Source organism: Pseudofrankia sp. DC12, from assembly GCF_000966285.1.
In the GTDB taxonomy this organism is placed as follows: domain Bacteria; phylum Actinomycetota; class Actinomycetes; order Frankiales; family Frankiaceae; genus Pseudofrankia.
The window spans coordinates 136,874-156,531 of sequence record NZ_KQ031391.1; the positions used below are offsets into that span (position 1 = coordinate 136,874).

The following is a 19,658-nucleotide window of genomic DNA, read 5'->3' on the forward strand; positions in this document are numbered from 1 at the left end:
CTGAGAAGATGCCAACCATGCAGGCGTTTGCATTTCTCGGTTTAGGTAAGGTGGGCGTCATCGAGAAGCCCATACCGAAACCCGGTCCGACTGACGCGGTCGTGCGGACAACATCGGCGCTCATCTGCACGTCTGATGTACACACCGTCAGGGGTGGCCTTCCCGTCCCCGAGGGTCGCAGTCTCGGCCACGAGTCGGTCGGCGTGATCCACGAACTGGGATCCGCCATCACCGGATTTGACGTTGGAGAACGCGTTGCGGTCGGAGCCGCCACGCCGTGCTTTCACTGCGCCCCCTGTCAGCGGGGATTCAGTTCCCAGTGCCAGGGAATGCTCGGCGCATACAGATTCACCGCTCAACGCGACGGCAACATGGCCGAGTACTTTCTCGTCAACGACGCGGCTGCCAACCTCGCTCGAATTCCGCACGACCTGCCCGACGAGGCAGCTGTCTATGCTACCGACATGCTGTCCACAGGATTCAGCGGTGCGGAAAACGCGCAGCTCCGGCTTGGCGAGTCCGTCGCGATCTTTGCCCAAGGTCCGATTGGACTCTCCGCCACCATCGGGTGCAGACTGCTCGGCGCTGGATTGATCATCGCCGTGGAAGGACGGCCCCATCGGCAGGAACTAGCCCGCCGATTCGGGGCGGACCTGATCGTTGATCCGGGGTCGGGTGATCCCGTGAGCCGCATTCTCGAGCTCACAGGTGGTACCGGAGTGGACGCCGCGATCGAAGCGCTCGGTTCCCCGGCGACATTCGAGGCCGCCATCCGGGTGGCCAAGCCCGGCGGCCGGATCTCGAACATCGGGTACCACGGAGAGAGTCCGGAACCGCTGCAAATCCCACTGGACGCGTTCGGCCTGGGCATGTCGGACAAGAAGATCCTGACGTCGCTCTGCCCAGGCGGAAGCGATCGGCTCGACCGCATCTTCACGCTGATGCGCTCCGGCCGGGTGGACCCAACGCCGATGACGACCCATGAGTTCGGGTTCGACGGCGTCGAACGTGCGTTCAGTCTGATGAACACGAAGGGGGACGGCATCATCAAGGCCCTCATCCGTTTCGCCTAGCCGGAGCCGGCTGGAAAAGCCGCTCGCCCTCGTTTGGTCCGTGCACGGCCCGCTACCGGCGTCCCTGCCGCGATCTTCGAGCACCCCTAGCTGCCGAGCGGGACACGACGGCGAGCAACGCCCGCAGGAGCAGCGGGACCAGGAGGGTCGGGTGCCGCCTCATGGGTACTGGACGGCGCGGTCCCCGCCATGGCACACCCGGCCCTCCGCTCACATCCGCAATACCCACGGCAGCCCGCAGCGAAGCGGTCCGCCAATCAGGGGAGTGATCTGATGACCAGCGACAGTCCCACCGTTTCCACCCGTTCGCGTGCATCATCGAACGAGGCTGGAGAGTTACCCACCACACCGGCCGCCGAACCGGTGCGCGGCAACCCGAGCGCGATCGGCATCCCCAGCTTCATCGCCGGGGCCGTCGGACTCGGGCTGGTCGACACCGGCTGGATCGAGCCCGCCGCGACCGGCGCCGCCATCCCCGTCATCATGACCGCGACCTCCCTCGGCCTCCTGATCGCCGCGGTCTGGGCGGCCGCCCTCGGGCAGAGCGCCCCAGCCAGCCTGTTCGCTGTGTTCAGCGGCTTCTTCGGCAGTTACGGCGCATTCGTCCTCGGTCTCGGCCACAACTGGTACAACATCCCGGCCGACCAGGTGACCAAAACCACCGAGCTGTGGCTGATCTCCTGGCTGGTCACCGTCATCCTGCTCACCGTTGCCCTCCTGCGGCTGCCCAGCAGTTTTGCCCTGCTGCTCGGGCTCGTCGACGTCGCGCTGCTGTTCCTGCTGCTCGGCACCATCAACGCCAGTACCGCGCTGACCCACGCCGGCGGCTACGTCGTGTTCGCTGTCGTCGCCGTGGCGACCTATCTGTACGTCGGCATATTGTTCGCCGAGACCGGCGCGAAAGGGTTCCCGCTCGGCAGGCCGATCATCTCCGGATAGCACCCCGCAAGCCGATTGACGTAGGTGCCCACGCTAACGCGTAGACGAGCACAGCCTCATCAAACCCCACACCCGTTTCGCGTACCTCGCACAGGGGTCTGGAAGGCCGCTCGCCATCCCTGCTAGATACCTCTCACCGAAAGGTGGATCGTTATGAGCCAATCCGATAGCGCCGACGACAAGTCGCTCGTTGAGAAGTTCCTTGAGGAAAATGTCCTGTTCCTCGGACCCGATCCTGAGATCATGAACAACCATCATCTCGCCCCGGAGTCACCCCGCGAGACAGAGGCCCTGGCCCGTTTCACCGACCCCGAATCGATCAACCTGGTGCGGCACAAGCTGCAGACCGCATGTAACGAGTCGTTCGACATGGTCGAGCAGATGGGCGCGGCACCGGGAGCGAAGGCTGGCGACCTGATCTCCGGAGTGTGGACCGCATCCGGTGATCTGGCGCTGTCCAGCGTGGGCGGTGTCCTGGTGTTCTCAGTACTGACCCAGCATCCGGTGAAGTTCATTCTCAAGTACTGGGTGGACGAGCCGACGGTCGGGATCCACGAGGGCGACATCTTCATGCACAACGACGCCCGCTACGGCAACGTCCACAATACCGATCAGAGTATCGTCATCCCAGTCTTCCACGACGGCCAGTTGATCTGCTTCACCGGCGCGATTGTCCACGAGGGCGAGAACGGCGCGACCGAACCCGGTGGTATGCCCTCGGCGGCGGAGTCCCCGTTCGACGAGGGCCTGAAGATGTCGCCGATCAAGGTGGGCGAGAACTACACGTTCCGGCGCGACCTCATGACCTTCCTACAGAACTCGGTGCGCGAGCCGAAGCTGCAACTGGAGGGCATGAAGGCCAAGCTGTTCGCGTCGGTGCGGATGAAGGACCGCATCCTGGACGCGATCGCCGAGTACGGCGTCGACGCGGTGGTCGCCACGTTGCGTCGCACCCTGACCGACACCGCCGACGAGGTCCGCCGCCGGCTGCGGACGTGGCCCGAGGGCACTGTGCGGCAGAACGTCTTCCCGGACGGGACGCTGCGGGAGAACTGCCTGGTCAAGATCAGGCTGGAGATGACCAAGAAAGACGACGAACTGATCCTCGACTTCCGGGGTTCCTCCCCAGAGTTCTTGAACCGGGCCAACAACACGATCCTTTCATCGATGAAGGGAATGTTGGCCCAGGAGTTCATGACCTTCGTGTGGCCGGACCTGCCGCGGAACCAGGCCGTGTTCGAACCGATGAAGGTCATCACCGACCCGGGCTCGGCGCTGGACTGCTCGGCGCAGGCGCCGAACGCGCAGAGCATGATGACGTTCTTCCCGAGTTTCACCGCGGCGCAGCTGGCGGTACCGAAGTTTCTTTTCAGCGCGGGCGAGCGGTCAACCGACGTCATCGCCGGCTGGTACAACATGATCGTCACCTTCATCTACGGCGGCGTCACACAGCACGGCGAATTGGTGGGCAACCTGTGCGCCGACCTCAACGGAATGGGCGGAGCAGCGCGGGCCAACCGGGACGGTGAGCACGCGGTTGCCCCGATCTTTGCCCCCATGGCCGACATCGGCGAGCAGGAGCTCTCCGAGGAGGAGGTCCCGTTTCTCAAGCTCGTGCCCAACAGGGTCATGCGGGACAACCAGGGTTTCGGCAAGTTCCGCGGTGGCCAGGGATACCAGCAGATCGCCACCGTCAAGGACAGCGCCATGTGGGGCTTCATGGTATGCAGCATCGGCTCGAAGTTCCCGAGCACGCACGGCATCTTCGGCGGCTACGGCCCAGGCACGTTCCCGCTGTGTAAGATCAAGAACGTCGACATCTTCAAGGTGATGGACAACCATCGCGAGCTGCTGCGCTACGCCATTGAAGAACTCATGAACGACCGTCCGTTTCCCGAGGCGACCTACTCGACGCACCACATGGGCCTGCAGTTCGAACTCGCTGACCGCGGCGAACTGTACATGATCACCCAGGGTGCCGGCGGCGGCTACGGCGACGTGCTCGAACGCGACCCTGAGGCGGTCGCCGCCGACTACCGCGACGGCCTAGTGTCCCTCGACACCGTGCGCGACATTTACCACGTGGTGCTCAACCCGGATACCGCCGCGGTCGCCGCCGAGGCCACCTCGGCGGCCAGGAACGCCGAGAGGGCCGCTCGGCTGAATCGGGCCAAGCCGTATGCGGAGTTCGTCAAGGAGTGGGAGACCGAGGTGCCCCCGGCCGACGTGCCGTTCTTCGGCTCCTGGGGCGACCCCCGCGTGCTCTTCCGCGGCACCCCCGAGGACACCTGCCCCGCCGAGGCGATCGTGCCGGTCATGATGCCCAATCCGAAGGATGTGCGGATCGCGCAGTTGGAGGCCAGGCTCGCGCAGCTGCAGGGCTGACGGCGCGGGACTGACGAGGACGGCGGGAGAATAATGAATGCCTTGGACGACTGGGTCCACGCCAGGCGCGACACTCTGACCTGGCTGGACTGCGACCGATACGTGTGGTCGGTGTTCGCCGGCGCGCCCGATCGCTGGTATGACGAGCCGGCCACGCTAGTCGCGGCCGCCGCGCAGGCACAGCGGTTACTGCGGTCCGATGTGTACAGCGTCAACGTCACAGGTCCGTTCTCCCGCCACCTCGCTGCTGCTCGGGACGCTGCCGAGGTGTGCGCGGCGCTAAAGCTGGCCGAACCGCGCCGGGTGCTGGCCGAGACCCTCGACGCGGCGCTTCACCAGCTTGGTGAGCGTGCCGTCATCGTGCTCGACTGCCCGTCCCCGCGCGGGCTCCTAGGGCCCAGCGCGGAGGCCGGTTTCGACGAACTCGATGACGTCGCGGCGGGACTGCTCGAGGTGATCCGCGCTGTGGCCGATCGGCCGATCGGTGGGTTGCAGGTCACCTGCGACACCGTCTCGGGGCCCGACGCCGACGAAGTGGATGTCTGGTCGAGCCTGCTGGCCGCAGCCGGGCATTACGGCTGGATCACCGCAGTCCGGTTGGACGGCGTCACCAGCCCTGACCAGGTCGACACCGCGACGCCCGGCGATCTGCTGCTCCTTTCCCGCGTAGCGGCCGATGCGCTGCCCGATGATCCCCGCTACGGCGGGGGACTCCCGCCTGCCCTGTGGGCCGACACGGCCGAAGCCGCCCGGCTCGCCGAGGCGGCAGCCAAGCGGCGGTTCCGGTTCGGGGAGATCCCGGCCGACGCCCCGCCGGAGACGGTTGTCGCCCGAATCGTGGCGCTCGGTGAAGCCGCGTGGTGACGGTGAACGCCAGTTCCGTGACCGTTCTCCGGCCCGCCTGACCAAGACAGGAAGGACGCCAAATGCGGGTCATCGACTTCTTCGACAGGGGCGCGCAGCACAACGGCGACCGTCTCTTCATCGTCTCCGACGAGGGCAACGTGACCTATGCCGAGGCTGATCGGCATTCGCGGCGGCTCGCCGCCGGGCTGTACGCGCGGGGCTTCTCTCCAGGCGACGGGGTCGGCGTGCTGGCCCCGAACGTCGGCGAGGCCTTACTGGGGATGCTCGGCCTCTGGCGGGCCGGCGGCGTCTGGGCACCGCTCAACCACCTCAACGCGCTGAGCGCGACGATCGACTTCATGAATGAGGTGAAGTTGCAGTGGCTGCTGCTGCATTCACTCTTCGCCGCCGAAGTGAACGAGATCCGCGCGCACGTGCCCACCCTCAAGTACATCATCTGCCTTGACAAGCCGTTCGACGGCGCCGAGTCGATGGCCGACGTCCTCGCCGCCGGCGACGGCGTGGACATACCGGACTGGAGCGACCCGTTCGGCGCACCGACCGCGGTGTGCGCTACCTGGCCCACGGGCGGGACGACGGGCAGGTCCAAGGCAGTCGTCTGGACCAACGACGTGTTCGCGAGCCTCATCGAACTGTGCACGCGGCATTGGCCGGTGTGTGAGCACCCGGTGAACCTTATGGTGGCGCCGATCACGCACGCGGCCGGCGTCATGGCGGTCATCCTGGCGGCCCAGGGCACAACGGTGGTCATCCGCCCAGGTTTCGATGCGGAGGACGCCCTGGACCGCATCGAGCGTGACGGCGTCACGCACGTGTTTCTTCCGCCGACGGCGTACTACCGCATGCTGGAGGGTCAGAAGGCGCGACCCCGCGACACCTCTAAGCTGAAGATGCTGCTGATCGCCGCCGCGCCGGTCTCGCCGGACAAGTTCAGCGAAGGCGTCACGGCGTTCGGTCCGTGCGTCGCGCAGTGCTGGGGGCAGGCCGAGGCGCCGATGCTGCTCACCTACCTCTCGCCTGAGCAGGTCGCCGCCGCCGTCGCGGGCGACCACTCGGAGCGGCTCGCGTCGTGCGGGCATCCGACGTTCTCCTGTCAGGTGGAGGTGATGGATGAGCAGGGCAGCCTTCTGCCGCGCGGCGAGCGGGGTGAGCTGGTAGTCCGTGGCCGCCTGGTCACGTCCGGCTACTTCAATCGTCCGGATGACACTGCGGCGATCCGAACGTTCGGCTGGCACCACACCGGCGACGTCGGCTACCTCGACGAGGACGACTTCGTCTACATCGTCGACCGTAAAAAGGAAATGATTATCACCGGCGGGTTCAACGTCTTTCCCGCAGAGGTGGAGTCGGCCGTTCTGGCACTGCCCGAGGTCCGTGAATGCGCCGTCATCGGCATTCCGGATGAGAACTGGGGCGAGGCGGTATGTGCGTTGGTGGTCCCGGTCGAACCGGGGTGGGCCGACGCCGACCACATCATCTCGGCGAGCAAGGCTGCGCTCGGCTCAGTAAAAGCGCCAAAGGTCGTACACTTTGTCGACTCGCTCCCGGCGACGCCGGTCGGAAAGATCGACAAGAAGGTCCTTCGCGCGAGGTACTGGAAGGGCAGGACGAGGTCTGTCAACTAACGCTCGCCGAGGCCGCGTCCGCCGTGCCATCGGCGTTCCGCCTGCCCGACGTCGCAGATAGTCAGGCCGGCCAACTCGCGGACCGCCGCGCCTCATGCACGACGCCGGCGGAGACCACCAGCAGAGGCGGTGGACCCACCCCATTTTGGCTACCGGCCACCCGAAAGAGTGGTGCGGCCACGCCTTCCAGCGACTATCTTTGTGTTTCCAGCAATCAATTGTCGTGGTCGTGCTTCTCGATATCCGGATAGTAAGTGGGCAGGCCGAGATGAGCCGGGCCGGAGCCATGTCGTCGGCCTGTTCGTCGTTCTGGTCTGATATTCACCGAGCCGGCCGAACCCACCAGCGTGGTACATGTCGGGAAGGCTATTCTGTGAAGGCGCTCATGTACTCGTGAGCGACGCAAGGGAGGATGACGGTGGCAGTAGGGCTACGCAGGGTGGGTGTGGTCGGATGCGGTCTGATGGGCGCCGGGATTGCCGAGGTCTGCGCCCGCGCCGGGTTAGACGTGTTGGTGTGGGAGATGAACGACGCCGCCGCCCGGGCGGGCCGAGCACGGATCACAGTATCGCTGGACCGGGGCCTACACAGCGGGAAGCTCACCGAGCAGGACCGGGCCGCCGCGTTGGCGCGGCTCAGCTTCACCACCGACCTGACCGACTTCGCCGACCGGCAGTTCGTGGTCGAGGCCATCGCGGAGAGCGAGCAGGTCAAGATCGAGATGTTCCACGCGCTCGACAAGGTGGTCGACGACGACGGGGCCGTCTTCGCGTCGAACACATCCTCCATTCCGATCATGAAGCTGGGTATGGCGACGGCACGGCCGGAGCAGGTGATCGGCGTCCACTTCTTCAATCCAGTGCCGGTGCTCAGACTGGTCGAGTTCGTGCCGTCCCTACTGACCGGCGAGGCGACACAGCGCCGAGCCGAGGAGCTCGTGACCGGGCAGCTGGGTAAGCAAGTGATCCGCTCGCAGGACCGGGCCGGTTTCGTGGTCAACGCATTGCTCATACCCTTTCTGCTGTCCGCGATCCGGATGCTGGAGTCCGGGTTCGCCTCTTCGGACGACATTGACAATGGGATGGTTCTGGGCTGCGCGCACCCACTGGGACCGCTGCGCCTCGCTGACCTCATCGGCCTGGACACCCTCAAGGCCATTGCAGAGTCAATGTACACCGAGTTCAAACAACCGCACTACTCCCCGCCGCCGCTGCTGCTGCGCATGGTCGATGCCGGTCTGCTAGGGAAGAAGAACGGCCGCGGTTTCCACACCTACGCTTTGTGATCCTCACCGAAAGTCCCTGCGACCGTGAAGGCGTCCGCCATTGTGAACCCCAGTTTTGATCTGTACCGGCTCACCGAGGAACACACCGCGCTACGCCAAGCGGTCCGTACGCTCGCCGACAAGGAGATCGCGCCGCACGCCGCCGACGTCGACGAGCAGGCGCGCTATCCCCGCGAGGCGCACGAGACACTGGTCCGCACCGGCTTCGCCGCCATGCACATCCCGGAGACCTACGGGGGACAGGGCGCGGACTCGGTGGCCACCTGCGTCCTCATCGAGGAGGTCGCGCGCGCCTGCGCCTCGTCGTCACTGATCCCGGCGGTGAATAAGCTGGCAACCATGCCGATCCTGCTGTCCGGGTCGGAGAGCCTGAAACGGCTGGTCCTACCCTCGATCGCCGCCGGCGAGGCGATCGCATCGTACGCGCTGTCCGAGCGGGAGGCCGGTTCGGACAGCGCGGCCATGCGCACCCGTGCCCGTCTCGACGGCGACCACTGGATCCTCAACGGCACCAAGACGTGGATCACGAACGCCGGTGAGTCCACCTGGTACACGGTCATGGCGGTCACCGACCCCGATGCGCCGAAGCGCGCGGACGGCATCTCCGCGTTCGTGGTGCACCGTGACGACCCCGGCTTCGAGGTTGGGTCCAAAGAGCGCAAGCTTGGGATCAAGGGCTCTCCTACCCGGGAGATCCATTTCACCGAATGCACCATTCCCGCGGAACGGATCATCGGTGAGCCCGGGAGCGGGCTACGCACCGCGCTGGCCACGCTCGACCACACCCGGCCCACCATCGGCGCACAGGCCCTGGGCATTGCCCAAGGGGCTCTGGACGCCACCGTCGACTATGTCAAGGAGCGCCGGCAGTTCGGGCGTCCGCTGGCCGACAACCAGGCCGTCCAGTTCATGCTCGCCGACATGGCCATGAAGATCGAAGCGGCCCGGCACCTGGTCTACGCGTCGGCCGCGAGGGCCGAACGAGGCGAACCCGGCCTCAGCTTCATCTCCGCGGCCGCGAAGTGCTTCGCCTCCGACGTGGCGATGCAGGTCACCACCGACGCCGTCCAGCTGTTCGGCGGGGCCGGCTACACCCGCGACTTCTCCGTGGAACGAATGATGCGCGACGCCAAAATCACCCAGATCTACGAAGGCACCAACCAGATCCAGCGAATAGTCATGTCCCGGGCGCTGTTACGCGGTTAGCCGTGCCGCCCGCGGAGGTCGCGACGAGGCGAGCCGGAGGATGGCTGAGGTCGTCGCCGGCAAGCGCCGCGCGGCCTACCGCAGCGCACCGCCGAACTCGAACCTCCCAACAGCCGATCATTCCCCTCCCCTGACGGACCACCTCGCCCGGTAACCGCGACCTAAGCCCCGGGGCGCGGGCCATACCGGGCGGGGTGGTTCTCCTGCGAGCAGCGGGATCCTCGGCGACACGGATCGGGTGCGAAGCACCAGGACAGGAGCCTTCAGATGGGCAGGATCGCGCAGACCGACGGGCTCACCGACGTACAGGCCGAAATCCTGGCCGCGGTGCGCACGTTCGTGGACAAGGAGATCATTCCGTACGCGGGCGAACTCGAGCGCGCCGACTAGTACGGCAGCCGCGCTTTTGTGATCAGTTGAGTTGGTGGTTGCGGCGTCGGTAGTGGCTGGCTTTGGCGTTGGCCTGGTGGCGGCGTCGCCACGTGGACCAGCGCAGGACGTGGTCGAGTGCCGCGGCCGGCAGGGCGAGGGTCGCGAGGAACAGGCGGCGGGTCTCGTTCACGGTCAGGGGTATCAGGCCGTCGTGGTCGTTGTGCTGGTCGCGCTGGTCGGCGGCGGTGACAGTCAGGAAGGCGTGGGCGAGCATCGCGAGGATGGTCCAGCGGTGCCAGCTGGTCCAGGTGCGGACCTGGTGCTGGTCGAGGGCGGCGAGTTCCTTGGAGGTCTGGATCGTCTCCTCGACGGTCCAGCGCCGGCCGGCGACCCGGACCAGGGCGCGCAGCGGGACCGGCCGGGGCGCGTGGGCGCGGTAGAAGGCGTACTCGCCGGTGGTCTGGTTGCGGCGGATGAGCAGCCAGTGCCGGCCGGGCAGGTCGCCATCCGTGGTGTCGACCAGGGCCCAGTCGTAGAACCGGTGGCCCTTGGAACCGGCGCCGGCGGAGATCTGCTGCCAGGCGCGGTCGGGCAGGCGGACGGCGAGCTCGACGGCCGTGCGGGCGCCGATGCCGGTGACGATCTGGTGGTTGCTGGCGACGGTGAGGACGTAGCCGACCTGGCGGCGGGCGAGTTCGCGGCGCAGGGTCGGGTCGTTTCCGTAGACCTCGTGTGCGCCATGAGGCGCCTGTTTGTGAACCCGGCGAAGGCCGGGAGGAACTCGAAGGGAGGTTCCTCGGCCCGATGGCTTACCTAGATCCGAAGTAACTAGTCAGGCCTCCTGATCTTTTGCTGTTGTCGCAGGTCGGGTCGTTTTGGTGACGATCGGTGTGGGCGCGGGGTGGGTGCGGTGGGTGACCGTCTCGTAGGTTGATCGTGTGTCTTCCGTCGATCAGCCCGCGCCGTCGTATGACGAGCTCGCGGTGCTGGTCGTGGCGCAGGCCGCGCAGGTCGCCGGGTTGCGGGCCGCGTTGGAGAAGGCGCACGCCGAGATCGAGGCGTTGCGGGCCCAGGTGGCGACGAGCTCGCGGAACTCCTCGAAGCCGCCGAGCTCGGACGGGCTGGGGAAGCCGGACCCGAAGTCGCGGCGTGCGCGGACCGGCCGAAGCCGGGGGGGTCAGGAAGGGCATGAGGGGTCGACGCTGAGGCTGGCCGCGGACCCCGGCCGGGTCGTGACCCATGAGCCGGCGGTGGTGTCGGGGCTGCGGGGACGGGCTGGTGCTGGCGGCGGTCACCTCGGTCGAGCGGCGCCAGGTCGTGGACCTGCCGGAACCGGTCCCGCTGGTCGTCGAGCACCGGTTGGTCGAGCGGGAGTGCGCCTGCTGCGGGACCCGGAACCCGGGCGGCGGCACCGCGCGGGGCGGACGCCCGGTCCAGTACGGCCCGCGGGTCGAGGCGCGACGGTCCCCTCTATCTCTATGGCGCGGCCAGTTCCTGGCGCGCGGACCGGGCCGCGCCGCGATGGCCGAACTGTTCGGCACGCCGCTGTCGGCGGGCACGGTCGCCGCCGATGCTCGCCCGCGCCCGCGGCCCGCCTGGCCAAGGAGTTCCTCCCCGAGGGTCCGCGACGAGATCGCGGCGGCGCCGGTCGCCGGGTTCGACGAGACCGGGCTGCGCGTCGCCGGGAAGCTGCACTGGGTGCACTGCGCCCGCACCGAGAAGTACACCCTGCTCGTCTGCCACCTCCGCCGCGGCGGCGTCGAGGGGATGGCCTACCTGGGCGTGCTGCCCGGGCTACACCGGGGTCGCGGTGCACGACTGCTGGTCGCCGTATGACACCTACGTCCAGACGGATCCACCCGCTCTGCTGGTGCCCACGTGGCGCGGGAGTTGACCGCGGTCGCAGACACGTCGCCGCCCGACGGCTGGTGCTGGGGCGACGCAGGCCGGCGAGGCGCTCGTCGACCTCGAGCGCTCGCCGCCGACCGCCCGCGCCGCGGGCGCCCCGCCCTCGCTCCCGAAGCGACCGCCGAGCCGCTGCGCCGGCTGCGCCCACGCCGTCCAGATCGGGATCAGCCAGACCCCAGGCCCGCTCGACGAGCTGATGCGTAAGCACAACGCCCTGGCCCGCCGCCTCGCCGACCCGCGCGGAGGCCGACTACCTGCGCTTCCTGAAAACCTGGCCATCCCACCAGACAACAACGGGCCGGAGCGGCGACATCAGAATGGTCAAGCTGAGACAGAAGGTCTCCCGGGCCTGCCTGCGCTCCCTCAACCGGCGCCCGCCAGTTCTGCGCACTGCGCAGCTACCTCTCGACCACCGCCAACACGGCCTCGCCATGCTCGACGCGCCTCGTCCAACTCGCCGAGGGCCGCCCCTGGCTGCCCACCAACACCCAAGCCCCCACCGCCACCGCGTGACAACCAGTAACCGTCAGCCAAGAAACACCTGACTAGTTACGATCCGAAAGGTGAAGGGGACGTTAGCATGGGCGGAATCAAGCGGTCATGGCGACACATGACTTTCCAGCAGCTCGGTAAAGACCTCCGAGCGGCGTCGCCCATTTGAGCGTCTGCCGTGGCCGCCCATTCAGCTGCGTGGCCACCATATCAAGTTCTTCCTGCGTGTGCAAGGACAGGTCTGTGCCCTTCGGGAAGTACTGGCGCAGCAACCCGTTGGTGTTCTCGTTCGAGCCGCGCTGCCACGGTGAGTGCGGGTCGCAGAAATACACGGGAATACCGGTGCGGAACGGTGAAATCGGCGTGCCGGGCCATCTCCTTTCCCTGGTCCCAGGTCACCGAGTTCCGCATGAACTCGGGCAGGGTCTCCATCTTCTTGCCCAGCAGGTAGGCGACCTTGTCGGCGTGTAACTGGTCAGGTCCGTCATGTTCCCGCGTGATTTGTTAATGAGTTGGCATCTCCTGGCGTGTAATTGAGCCTTTCCCTGCAACGACCCGTCACGCTAGGTAATCATCACGGGTCGTGATCGACGGCTGGGTCGCCGACGACGAAACGCGGGGCAACCGGTAGGAAGTAGTCCTCTCACAGATCACTTCCGCCGGAGCCCCGCGTCCTCATGAGTGTCACATACACGAGCGTCCTGCCCCTGAGCGATCACACGGTCGTCCGCCTTGCCACGCTCCTGATTGCGGAACGTAGGCGGATCGGTACGCGGAGCGGGACCCGCGCCCTGTCTCCATGGGAGCAGGCCGTGTTCGTCCTGCGCTGGTTCTGTGACGGAACCCCGGTCATCCGGCTGTGTCGGGACAACAACATCGGCAAGTCGGTGGGCTACCGCTACCTGCACGAGGGCCTCGCCAGTCCTGGCCTGGCAGGCCCCTGACCTGCGCAACGCACTGATCGCCGCGAAGTTTCGCCGGCTACGACCCACGTGATCGTCGACGGGACGGTGATCGAGAACCGACCGGGTGACCGTCCCCGGCCCGACGAAGGGCGTGGACCTGTGGTGGTCAGGAAAAATCAAGAACCACGGCGCGAACGTGCAAGTCGTCTCGGGTCCCGAGGACGGCCTGGCCGCTGTGGGTGTCCGACGTCCGTCCCGGCCGGGAGCACGACACCACCCCCTGCGCGCCTCCGGCGCCCCGGAGGTCTTCGAGGAGTGGTTCGCCGACGGCGGGCAGGTGCTCGGCGACGGCGGCTACGAAGCGTTCGGAACCCAGGAGGGGCAGTTCGCGGTCCCGTTCAAGAAGCCGAAGGGCGGGGAGCTGACCGCCGAACAGAAACTGCACAACCGCATCCACTACGCCCTGCGGGCGGTCGGGGAGCGCGCGAACGCGCTGCTCAAGGTCACCTTCCGCCTGCTCCGCAACGTCACGATCGACCCCTGGAAGATCGGGCTGGTCGCGAAAGCGTCCCTCGTCATCCTCCACACCGAGTACCAGAGGACCACCTGACGACCAACACACGATCACACTATTGATACTCACCCAGGGTGACGGTCGGTTGCAGGGAAAGGCTCACTCGCATTGGTCGAGCCCCACCCCACGGAGCTCGGCCACTTCGCGGGCCAGCGAGGCCGCACGGTCCTCTGGGGACTTGTAGTCGTCGGCGTTGCCGATCAGCGCGGTCCGTGTGCGCCCTCGGAGCAGCCGCAGTAGTTCGTCGGGTCTGTTGCCGATCCTGAAGGACGACAGATAGAGACGCACGGCCGCCAGGTTACCGGCGGACACACCGGGCTCCGGCATGTGTGGGCTCTGCCCAAGGCCTCGGCAGGTTCGCTTGTCAGCGATTAGTAGGCAGTGCTGAGGGTTTCTGGTGGTTTCGGGCGGCGGGTTAACGCTGCGGGACCTGCTGGCGGTGTTCCGGCCGACGGCCTGCGCACGGCGCCGCGGTCCGCGGACGGCTCGTCTGCCCGGTCTCGGGATGCGTCACCTGGCCGGCACGCCCCGGGGGAGCTCGCACGAACCGCCGAGGCCCGGTGTCAGCCTCGTTGAAACAGGCCCGGATAGAGCGGCAGGCGCCCGGGACCAGGCTCGTGGTGTGACGACGTGACCCGCATGGTGACAGGTCCGCCGACCGAACTGACGCCACGTATCTCGAAGTGATAGTCGGGATGGAGGCCATCGTCGCTCAGACTCGCGGTGGTCACGATGTCAACGGAATCCTTCGCGTGAAAAGGAACGGGAGCCTCGCTGAAGGGGACCACTACTGGCAGCCAGTTGGTACGCTCGGTCAACGCGTCGAGCGGGTGGGTGGGCCCGCCGCAGTCGATGATCGGCCACCTGGATCGCGCCCGCGCAGTCGCGGCCGAACGCTTTCAGGATCCCGTAGGTGTCGGCTGGGCATACCCCGGCCAGAGCCGCCATCCGTTGCAGTATGCCGCTATCAGCAAACAGCGATATCACCGGAGCCAGGTAGCCGAACCAGCCGCTCCGGCGAACGCGCCGCGGCCGCGACGAGAAGCGAGCGGCCGAACGGTTGCGCAGGTCGTCGAGGGCGTGGCCGAGGCGGGGGTCGGCCAGCCGGTAGCGGGAACGGCGGCCGTCGGCACGGTGACGACCGGGCCACAGCCGCGCAGGCACGTTAGGTGGTCCGACATCCGGGTGCGGGAAATACCGAGCGCGTCGGCGAGGCCGGCGGGGTAGGTCGGGGCTCGCGCAGGGCGAGCAGGATGCGGCAGCGGATCGGGCCGGCGAGCGCGCGGCCGAACCGGGCCAGCACCTGAGGCCTGTGCGCAGCGGCCCATTGGCCAGCGCCGTCGATCTCTGCCTTGCCGTCCACGGTCGCGACCGTCGCCCACGCTTTCACCCTCCTCTCATCCGTGCGGACCCACGCTCACTCCCATGACCGGACAGCCGCACCGCACCGACCGACCGAACCCGCCGATCCTCGGCACGGCCGGTCTGGTCGACCGGCGTGACCGGCCCGGATGGGACAGGCACCCAGGGGTGCGCTCCGGACGCCAGCTGCCGGTCCGGGAGCGGGTCAGCGACCGGCTCTGCCGGGCCGCCGGCTCCTGGGGCTACGCCACCTTTCTCACCGGCGGGATCGCGGTGGCGACCGCCCTTCCGGTGCTGCATGACGGCCGGGCCGGGCCCGTCGCCATCGCCGGGCTCATGCTGGCCTCGCTGGCACTGCTGGAGGTCTGGCTGGTGCTGATGGTCGCCCGCCGCGCCGAGCGCATCGCGGCTGATGTGGCGCTGCACGACCTGGCCCAGGCCCGGCGGGCCGGTGCGGCGGCCGAGGAGATGCGCGGCGAGATCCAGCACCTGCGCTCCGACCTCGCGCGGCTGGCCGCGAACCTCGAAAGGTCCATCTCGGCGCCCCACCGGGGCGCCCACCGATAGGTGGCCACCATGACGAGCCTTGTGATCGTTGTCGTTGTCGTTCTTGTATTCGTTTTCGTCGCCGTCTTCGGATTCAACGCCACCGCCGCGATGTGCATCGACGATCCGCTGCACCACCACGCCGGCGCTCTTCACCATCTGCTCGGCACCCGCCCACCCCTCGACCAGCGGATCGCCGTGCTGCAGCACCTGGAGCAGGGCCTGACGGTACAGGCGGCAACGACCACCGAGACAGCGGTAACCGTCCCCTTCGCGGTGTGCGGGTCAGCCGAGGTGCTGACCCGCACACCGCGGAGAACAACAGCTTCGGCGAATCCGCACTGTCACTCACACGGCCGACAGTGCACGTTTTCCTGTGCCATTTTCCAGTCCATGACAAGGCTGTCAAAAACCGCCGCACCGAGAAGTTGGAGAATAGCGCTTCTGTGGCGCCGAGGCCTTGGTGAAGCTATGCCCGCGGAGCACGCCAAGAAAACTCACATCGCGGCCACAGGCAATCTTTAGGTAGCCGGACGAGCGTACGTATCGCTTCAGGAGAAGAGCCGCAGCCGGTCTATCCAGCGAGCGTCTCACCAATGAGAAAACTGATGTCGTCACGCTTCCGGAAAGTGGATCGGGGGCGGGCGCTCGACTGAGGGAGGGGCCTTGTCGTCACTGTCGACCGACGAAATCGCGTCGCAGGGGGCTTCACACGGGCGGAAGCATCCACCGGATGATCCGCCCCGGCGGGCGGCCAGGACGACCCACCGGCGCCGCCCGCAGCTGCCCAGCAGCCAGCGAGGACGGATCCTCGCCATCGTCGTGGTGGTCGCCTTGGCCGCCGGCGGCTCGGCCCTGGGCTGGGCGCTGTCCGGTTCGCCGAGCGCCGCGGTTACGTCTCGCATCGTCCAGGCCACCACCAGCACCATCCGGCAGGCCGTGAGCGCGACCGGGACGATCGAACCGACCCAACAGGCCAATCTCTCGTTCGCCGTGCCGGGTGAGGTCACCGCGGTGCCGGTGACGGTGGGCCAGACGGTCACGGCCGGCCAGACACTGGCCACGATCGACTCGGCCGCGCTGGCCACCCAGGCCGCCCAGGCTCAGGCCACGGTGGCGACCGACCAGGCGAAGGTCACCTCCGACGAGGCCTCGGGCGCGTCGAGTACCCAGCTCACCGCGGACGAGGCCGCGTTGACGGTCGCCCGGGACTCGCTGACTGCCGCACAGACGAACCTGGCCGCAAGCTCGATGACATCGCCCATCGCGGGCACCGTCGCCGCCGTGAACCTGACCGTCGGCCAGCAGATCGCCGCCGGGTCAAGTGGTTCCAGCTCGTCCGGTTCCAGTGCCGCCAGCTCGTCACCCGGCGGCTCCGGCGGCTCCGGCGGCTCGGGCGGCTCCGGCGGCTCCGGCGGCTCGGGCGGCTCCGGCGGCTCGGGCATTGGTTCGGGTTCGGGCTCGTCGTCGGTGGCCGTGTCGTCCTCGAGTGCCTCGAGCGCCCAGATCGTCGTGGTCGGCACAACCAGCTACCTGGTGAACGCGACCGTCGATGACACGGCCGTGGGCCAGCTCAGGTCCGGCGACGAGGCTGTCATCACCCCGACCGGCGCCACCGGCACCGCCAGCACGATCTACGGCACGGTCGGCTCGATCGGCGTCATCGCGACGACCACCTCGGGCGTAGCCAGCTTCCCGGTGACGATCAACATCACCGGCAGCCCGGCCGGCCTGCACCCAGGCGCCAGCGCGGACGTCTCGATCACCGTGAAGCAGCTGAACGACGTCCTGACCATCCCCAGCCAGGCCCTGCACACCTCCGGCGCGAAGACGCTCGTGTACCGCATGAGCGGTGGCCACCAGGTCGCGACGACCGTCACCACCGGGGTCACCTCGGGTGCGCAGACGCAGATCACCGCTGGGCTGAAGGCCGGTGACCAGGTCGTCGTGCCGATCGTCACCGGGGTGAGCGGAACCCGCGCCCGCACCGGCGGGACGGGCACCCGGACAGGCTTCGGCGGCGGCTTCGGCGGCGGCGGAGGATTCGGCGGCGGCGGAGGATTCGCTGGCACCGGGACGGGCACCTTCGGCGGCGGCCTGGGTGGGGGGACCCGATGACCCTCACCGAAGACCACCCGGACGCGCGACCCGTGATCGAGCTGACCGATGTCCGCAAGGTTTACCAGACCGGATCGGTCGAGGTCGCCGCGTTGCGAGGTGTCACCACGTCCATCAGCGAGGGCGAGTACGTCGCGATCATGGGTCCGTCGGGGTCCGGCAAGTCGACGATGATGCACATCCTGGGCTGCCTCGACGTCCCCACCTCCGGGTCCTACCGGCTCGCCGGCGAGGACGTCAGCCGGATGACCGAGGACCAGCTCGCCCAGATCCGCAACCGGCGGATCGGCTTCGTGTTCCAGCAGTTCAACCTGCTCACGGCGGTGTCGGCCCTGCGCAACGTGGAGCTCCCGCTGACCTACGCGGGTGGGGCACGGTCCGAGCGAAGGTCGCGCGCCCTGGCCGCGCTGGCCGACGTCGGCCTGGCCGAGCGCGTCGACCACAAACCGACGGAGCTCTCCGGCGGCCAGCAGCAACGCGTCGCCGTCGCCCGGGCGCTGGTCACCAACCCGTCGATGATCCTGGCCGATGAGCCGACTGGGAACCTCGACTCGACTGCCACCGAGGACGTCCTCGGCCTGTTCGCCCGGCTGCACGCCGAGGGCCGCACGATCATCCTGATCACCCACGAGGTCGAGGTCGCCGCCGCCGCCGACCGGGTGCTGCGCATCCGCGACGGCGAGATCACAGACGACTCGGCGCTCGTCCCCGCACACGGAGGCCTGCGATGAGCTGGGTCGAGGTCCTCCGCACAGGGCTGGAGGCCGTGCGGCTGCACCGTATGCGCTCGGCGCTGACCATGCTCGGGATCCTCATCGGTATCGCCGCCGTGATCCTCACCGTCGGTCTCGGCGAGGGCGCCCAGGCGCAGGTCTCCAGCCAGATCAACGCCCTCGGGAGCAACCTGCTCATCGTCGCCCCGGGCAGCACGACCACGGGCGGCGTGCGCGGCGGATTCGGCAGCGCGTCGACGCTGACCACCGCCGACGCCACCGCACTGAGCTCCACCGTGGTCGCCCCCGACATCAAGGCCGTCGCCCCGACGACCTCCCACTCGGAGACCCTGACCGCCGGCACCACATCGTGGACGACGTCGGTCGTCGGCACGATGCCGGACTGGCTGTCGGTCCGGGCCCGCTCAGTCAGCGTCGGGCGGTTCCTGTCCGGCCAGGACATCGCGACCCACGCGGCCGTGACCGTGCTGGCCCCGACCACCGCGCAGGAGCTGTTCGGGGCGCGTGACCCCGTCGGCCAGGCGGTCACCGTGGCCGGCGTGCCGATGACCGTCGTCGGGGTCCTGAACTCGGCCGGCTCGTCGGCCAGCACCAACGAGGACGACCAGGCCGTCGTCCCGATCAGCACCGCCGCCGACCGGATCACCGGCGGCACCAGCCGCGACTCCGTCCAGGACATCTACCTGGAGGCGGCCTCCAGCCACACCCTGTCGGCCGCCTACCAGGAGGCGCAGTCCGAGCTGCTGTCGCTGCACCACATCACAACCCCGGCCGGCGCCGACTTCTCCATCACCAGCCAGCAGACGATCCTCTCGACGGCGACCTCAGTCGACAGGACGCTGACCGTGCTGCTCGCCGGCATCGCCGGGATCTCGCTGCTGGTCGGCGGGATCGGCGTCATGAACATCATGCTGGTCTCGGTCACCGAACGGATCCGCGAGATCGGCCTGCGAAAGGCGCTCGGCGCGACCCCGCGGGTTATCCGCCGGCAGTTCCTCGTCGAGGCGTCCGTTCTCGGATTCGCCGGCGGGCTGCTCGGGGCGGCCCTGGGCCTCGCTGGCGCGGGCGTGCTGCCGCACCTGATCTCCAACCCGATCTCCATCTCGCCGACAGCCACCGTCGGTGCGGTCGCCGTCGCGATCCTGATCGGCGTCGTGTTCGGCGTCTACCCGGCGAGCCGCGCCGCACGGCTCACTCCGATCCAAGCGCTGCGCAGCGAATGAGCAGCCACCTCGCCCGCCCCCACGTCTCCTCAAGGAGCCAGGTT

The 19,658-nt window shown here is 68.0% G+C and carries 17 protein-coding genes and 4 pseudogenes; 17 read left to right on the top strand and 4 right to left on the bottom strand.

Annotated elements, in window-relative coordinates; genetic code table 11:
* Nucleotides 1-17: 17 nt before the first annotated feature.
* From FRADC12_RS00575 to FRADC12_RS30780, 8 genes and pseudogenes are all read left to right on the top strand, one after another.
* Nucleotides 18-1,073, top strand: coding sequence for an NAD(P)-dependent alcohol dehydrogenase (locus FRADC12_RS00575; RefSeq protein WP_232303512.1), 1,056 nt, complete (start codon nucleotides 18-20; stop codon nucleotides 1,071-1,073).
* 273 nt (nucleotides 1,074-1,346) lie between these two features.
* Complete coding sequence (locus tag FRADC12_RS00580; RefSeq protein ID WP_084010372.1) at nucleotides 1,347-2,012, top strand: GPR1/FUN34/YaaH family transporter; 666 nt, start codon at nucleotides 1,347-1,349, stop codon at nucleotides 2,010-2,012.
* Between the two features lie 153 nt (nucleotides 2,013-2,165).
* Nucleotides 2,166-4,397: a hydantoinase B/oxoprolinase family protein gene (locus FRADC12_RS00585; protein WP_045875146.1), complete on the top strand. Its 2,232-nt coding sequence runs from the start codon at nucleotides 2,166-2,168 to the stop codon at nucleotides 4,395-4,397.
* Between the two features lie 111 nt (nucleotides 4,398-4,508).
* Complete coding sequence (locus tag FRADC12_RS00590; protein WP_157488652.1) at nucleotides 4,509-5,261, top strand: hypothetical protein; 753 nt, start codon at nucleotides 4,509-4,511, stop codon at nucleotides 5,259-5,261.
* 62 nt (nucleotides 5,262-5,323) lie between these two features.
* On the top strand, nucleotides 5,324-6,889 hold the full coding sequence (locus tag FRADC12_RS00595; protein ID WP_045875148.1) for a class I adenylate-forming enzyme family protein: 1,566 nt from the start codon (nucleotides 5,324-5,326) through the stop codon (nucleotides 6,887-6,889).
* A 412-nt stretch (nucleotides 6,890-7,301) separates the two neighbouring features.
* A complete protein-coding gene (locus FRADC12_RS00600; RefSeq protein ID WP_045875149.1) occupies nucleotides 7,302-8,174 on the top strand; it encodes a 3-hydroxybutyryl-CoA dehydrogenase in 873 nt (290 codons plus the stop codon).
* A 42-nt stretch (nucleotides 8,175-8,216) separates the two neighbouring features.
* Nucleotides 8,217-9,380 (top strand): acyl-CoA dehydrogenase family protein, encoded by a 1,164-nt coding sequence (locus tag FRADC12_RS00605; RefSeq protein WP_045875150.1) that lies wholly within the window; start codon nucleotides 8,217-8,219, stop codon nucleotides 9,378-9,380.
* 267 nt (nucleotides 9,381-9,647) lie between these two features.
* A pseudogene (locus FRADC12_RS30780) lies at nucleotides 9,648-9,767 on the top strand (acyl-CoA dehydrogenase family protein); the annotation flags it as partial.
* A 25-nt stretch (nucleotides 9,768-9,792) separates the two neighbouring features.
* Here FRADC12_RS30780 and FRADC12_RS27945 read toward each other — a convergent pair.
* Together FRADC12_RS27945 and FRADC12_RS34695 are read right to left on the bottom strand one after the other, a co-directional pair.
* Nucleotides 9,793-10,026, bottom strand: coding sequence for a hypothetical protein (locus FRADC12_RS27945; protein WP_084010373.1), 234 nt, complete (start codon nucleotides 10,024-10,026; stop codon nucleotides 9,793-9,795).
* A 30-nt stretch (nucleotides 10,027-10,056) separates the two neighbouring features.
* Nucleotides 10,057-10,458 (bottom strand): annotated as a pseudogene (locus FRADC12_RS34695) (transposase family protein); the annotation flags it as partial.
* Nucleotides 10,459-10,744: 286 nt separating this feature from the next.
* On the opposite strand from FRADC12_RS34695, the pseudogene FRADC12_RS34700 reads away from it, so the two are divergent.
* Both FRADC12_RS34700 and FRADC12_RS32665 read left to right on the top strand, forming a co-directional pair.
* Nucleotides 10,745-10,894: pseudogene (locus tag FRADC12_RS34700) on the top strand (DUF6444 domain-containing protein); the annotation flags it as partial.
* A 136-nt stretch (nucleotides 10,895-11,030) separates the two neighbouring features.
* On the top strand, nucleotides 11,031-11,588 hold the full coding sequence (locus FRADC12_RS32665) for a transposase (RefSeq protein ID WP_232303513.1): 558 nt from the start codon (nucleotides 11,031-11,033) through the stop codon (nucleotides 11,586-11,588).
* A 662-nt stretch (nucleotides 11,589-12,250) separates the two neighbouring features.
* On the opposite strand, the pseudogene FRADC12_RS28960 reads toward FRADC12_RS32665, so the two are convergent.
* A pseudogene (locus FRADC12_RS28960) lies at nucleotides 12,251-12,572 on the bottom strand (IS30 family transposase); the annotation flags it as partial.
* Between the two features lie 392 nt (nucleotides 12,573-12,964).
* On the opposite strand from FRADC12_RS28960, the gene FRADC12_RS33715 reads away from it, so the two are divergent.
* Complete coding sequence (locus tag FRADC12_RS33715) at nucleotides 12,965-13,096, top strand: hypothetical protein (RefSeq protein ID WP_255355160.1); 132 nt, start codon at nucleotides 12,965-12,967, stop codon at nucleotides 13,094-13,096.
* Nucleotides 13,097-13,181: 85 nt separating this feature from the next.
* On the top strand, nucleotides 13,182-13,667 hold the full coding sequence (locus FRADC12_RS00625; protein WP_084010374.1) for a transposase family protein: 486 nt from the start codon (nucleotides 13,182-13,184) through the stop codon (nucleotides 13,665-13,667).
* A 63-nt stretch (nucleotides 13,668-13,730) separates the two neighbouring features.
* Here FRADC12_RS00625 and FRADC12_RS00630 read toward each other — a convergent pair whose 3' ends face one another.
* Nucleotides 13,731-13,943 (bottom strand): hypothetical protein, encoded by a 213-nt coding sequence (locus tag FRADC12_RS00630; RefSeq protein ID WP_198152743.1) that lies wholly within the window; start codon nucleotides 13,941-13,943, stop codon nucleotides 13,731-13,733.
* Nucleotides 13,944-15,056: 1,113 nt separating this feature from the next.
* On the opposite strand from FRADC12_RS00630, the gene FRADC12_RS00635 reads away from it, so the two are divergent.
* From FRADC12_RS00635 to FRADC12_RS00650, 5 genes are all read left to right on the top strand, one after another.
* On the top strand, nucleotides 15,057-15,560 hold the full coding sequence (locus tag FRADC12_RS00635) for a hypothetical protein (protein WP_045875153.1): 504 nt from the start codon (nucleotides 15,057-15,059) through the stop codon (nucleotides 15,558-15,560).
* A 9-nt stretch (nucleotides 15,561-15,569) separates the two neighbouring features.
* On the top strand, nucleotides 15,570-16,064 hold the full coding sequence (locus FRADC12_RS30785; RefSeq protein WP_157488655.1) for a hypothetical protein: 495 nt from the start codon (nucleotides 15,570-15,572) through the stop codon (nucleotides 16,062-16,064).
* Nucleotides 16,065-16,361: 297 nt separating this feature from the next.
* Nucleotides 16,362-17,657 (top strand): efflux RND transporter periplasmic adaptor subunit, encoded by a 1,296-nt coding sequence (locus FRADC12_RS00640; protein ID WP_052710605.1) that lies wholly within the window; start codon nucleotides 16,362-16,364, stop codon nucleotides 17,655-17,657.
* On the top strand, nucleotides 17,654-18,388 hold the full coding sequence (locus tag FRADC12_RS00645; RefSeq protein ID WP_045875154.1) for an ABC transporter ATP-binding protein: 735 nt from the start codon (nucleotides 17,654-17,656) through the stop codon (nucleotides 18,386-18,388). The genes FRADC12_RS00640 and FRADC12_RS00645 overlap by 4 nt, the downstream gene beginning before the upstream one ends.
* Entirely contained in the window at nucleotides 18,385-19,614 is a 1,230-nt protein-coding gene (locus tag FRADC12_RS00650) for an ABC transporter permease (RefSeq protein WP_045875155.1), read from the top strand. Before FRADC12_RS00645 ends, FRADC12_RS00650 begins: the two co-directional genes overlap by 4 nt.
* Nucleotides 19,615-19,658: the final 44 nt, after the last annotated feature.

Bases quoted from the DNA above. Each gene is read 5' to 3' on its own strand.
- FRADC12_RS00575 (WP_232303512.1), top strand. From the start codon at position 18: ATGCAGGCGTTTGCATTTCTCGGTTTAGGTAAGGTGGGCGTCATCGAG.
- FRADC12_RS00580 (WP_084010372.1), top strand. From the start codon at position 1,347: ATGACCAGCGACAGTCCCACCGTTTCCACCCGTTCGCGTGCATCATCG.
- FRADC12_RS00585 (WP_045875146.1), top strand. From the start codon at position 2,166: ATGAGCCAATCCGATAGCGCCGACGACAAGTCGCTCGTTGAGAAGTTC.
- FRADC12_RS00595 (WP_045875148.1), top strand. From the start codon at position 5,324: ATGCGGGTCATCGACTTCTTCGACAGGGGCGCGCAGCACAACGGCGAC.
- FRADC12_RS00600 (WP_045875149.1), top strand. From the start codon at position 7,302: ATGACGGTGGCAGTAGGGCTACGCAGGGTGGGTGTGGTCGGATGCGGT.
- FRADC12_RS27945 (WP_084010373.1), bottom strand. From the start codon at position 10,026: ATGCTCGCCCACGCCTTCCTGACTGTCACCGCCGCCGACCAGCGCGAC.
- FRADC12_RS00635 (WP_045875153.1), top strand. From the start codon at position 15,057: ATGACCGGACAGCCGCACCGCACCGACCGACCGAACCCGCCGATCCTC.
- FRADC12_RS30785 (WP_157488655.1), top strand. From the start codon at position 15,570: ATGACGAGCCTTGTGATCGTTGTCGTTGTCGTTCTTGTATTCGTTTTC.
- FRADC12_RS00645 (WP_045875154.1), top strand. From the start codon at position 17,654: ATGACCCTCACCGAAGACCACCCGGACGCGCGACCCGTGATCGAGCTG.
- FRADC12_RS00650 (WP_045875155.1), top strand. From the start codon at position 18,385: ATGAGCTGGGTCGAGGTCCTCCGCACAGGGCTGGAGGCCGTGCGGCTG.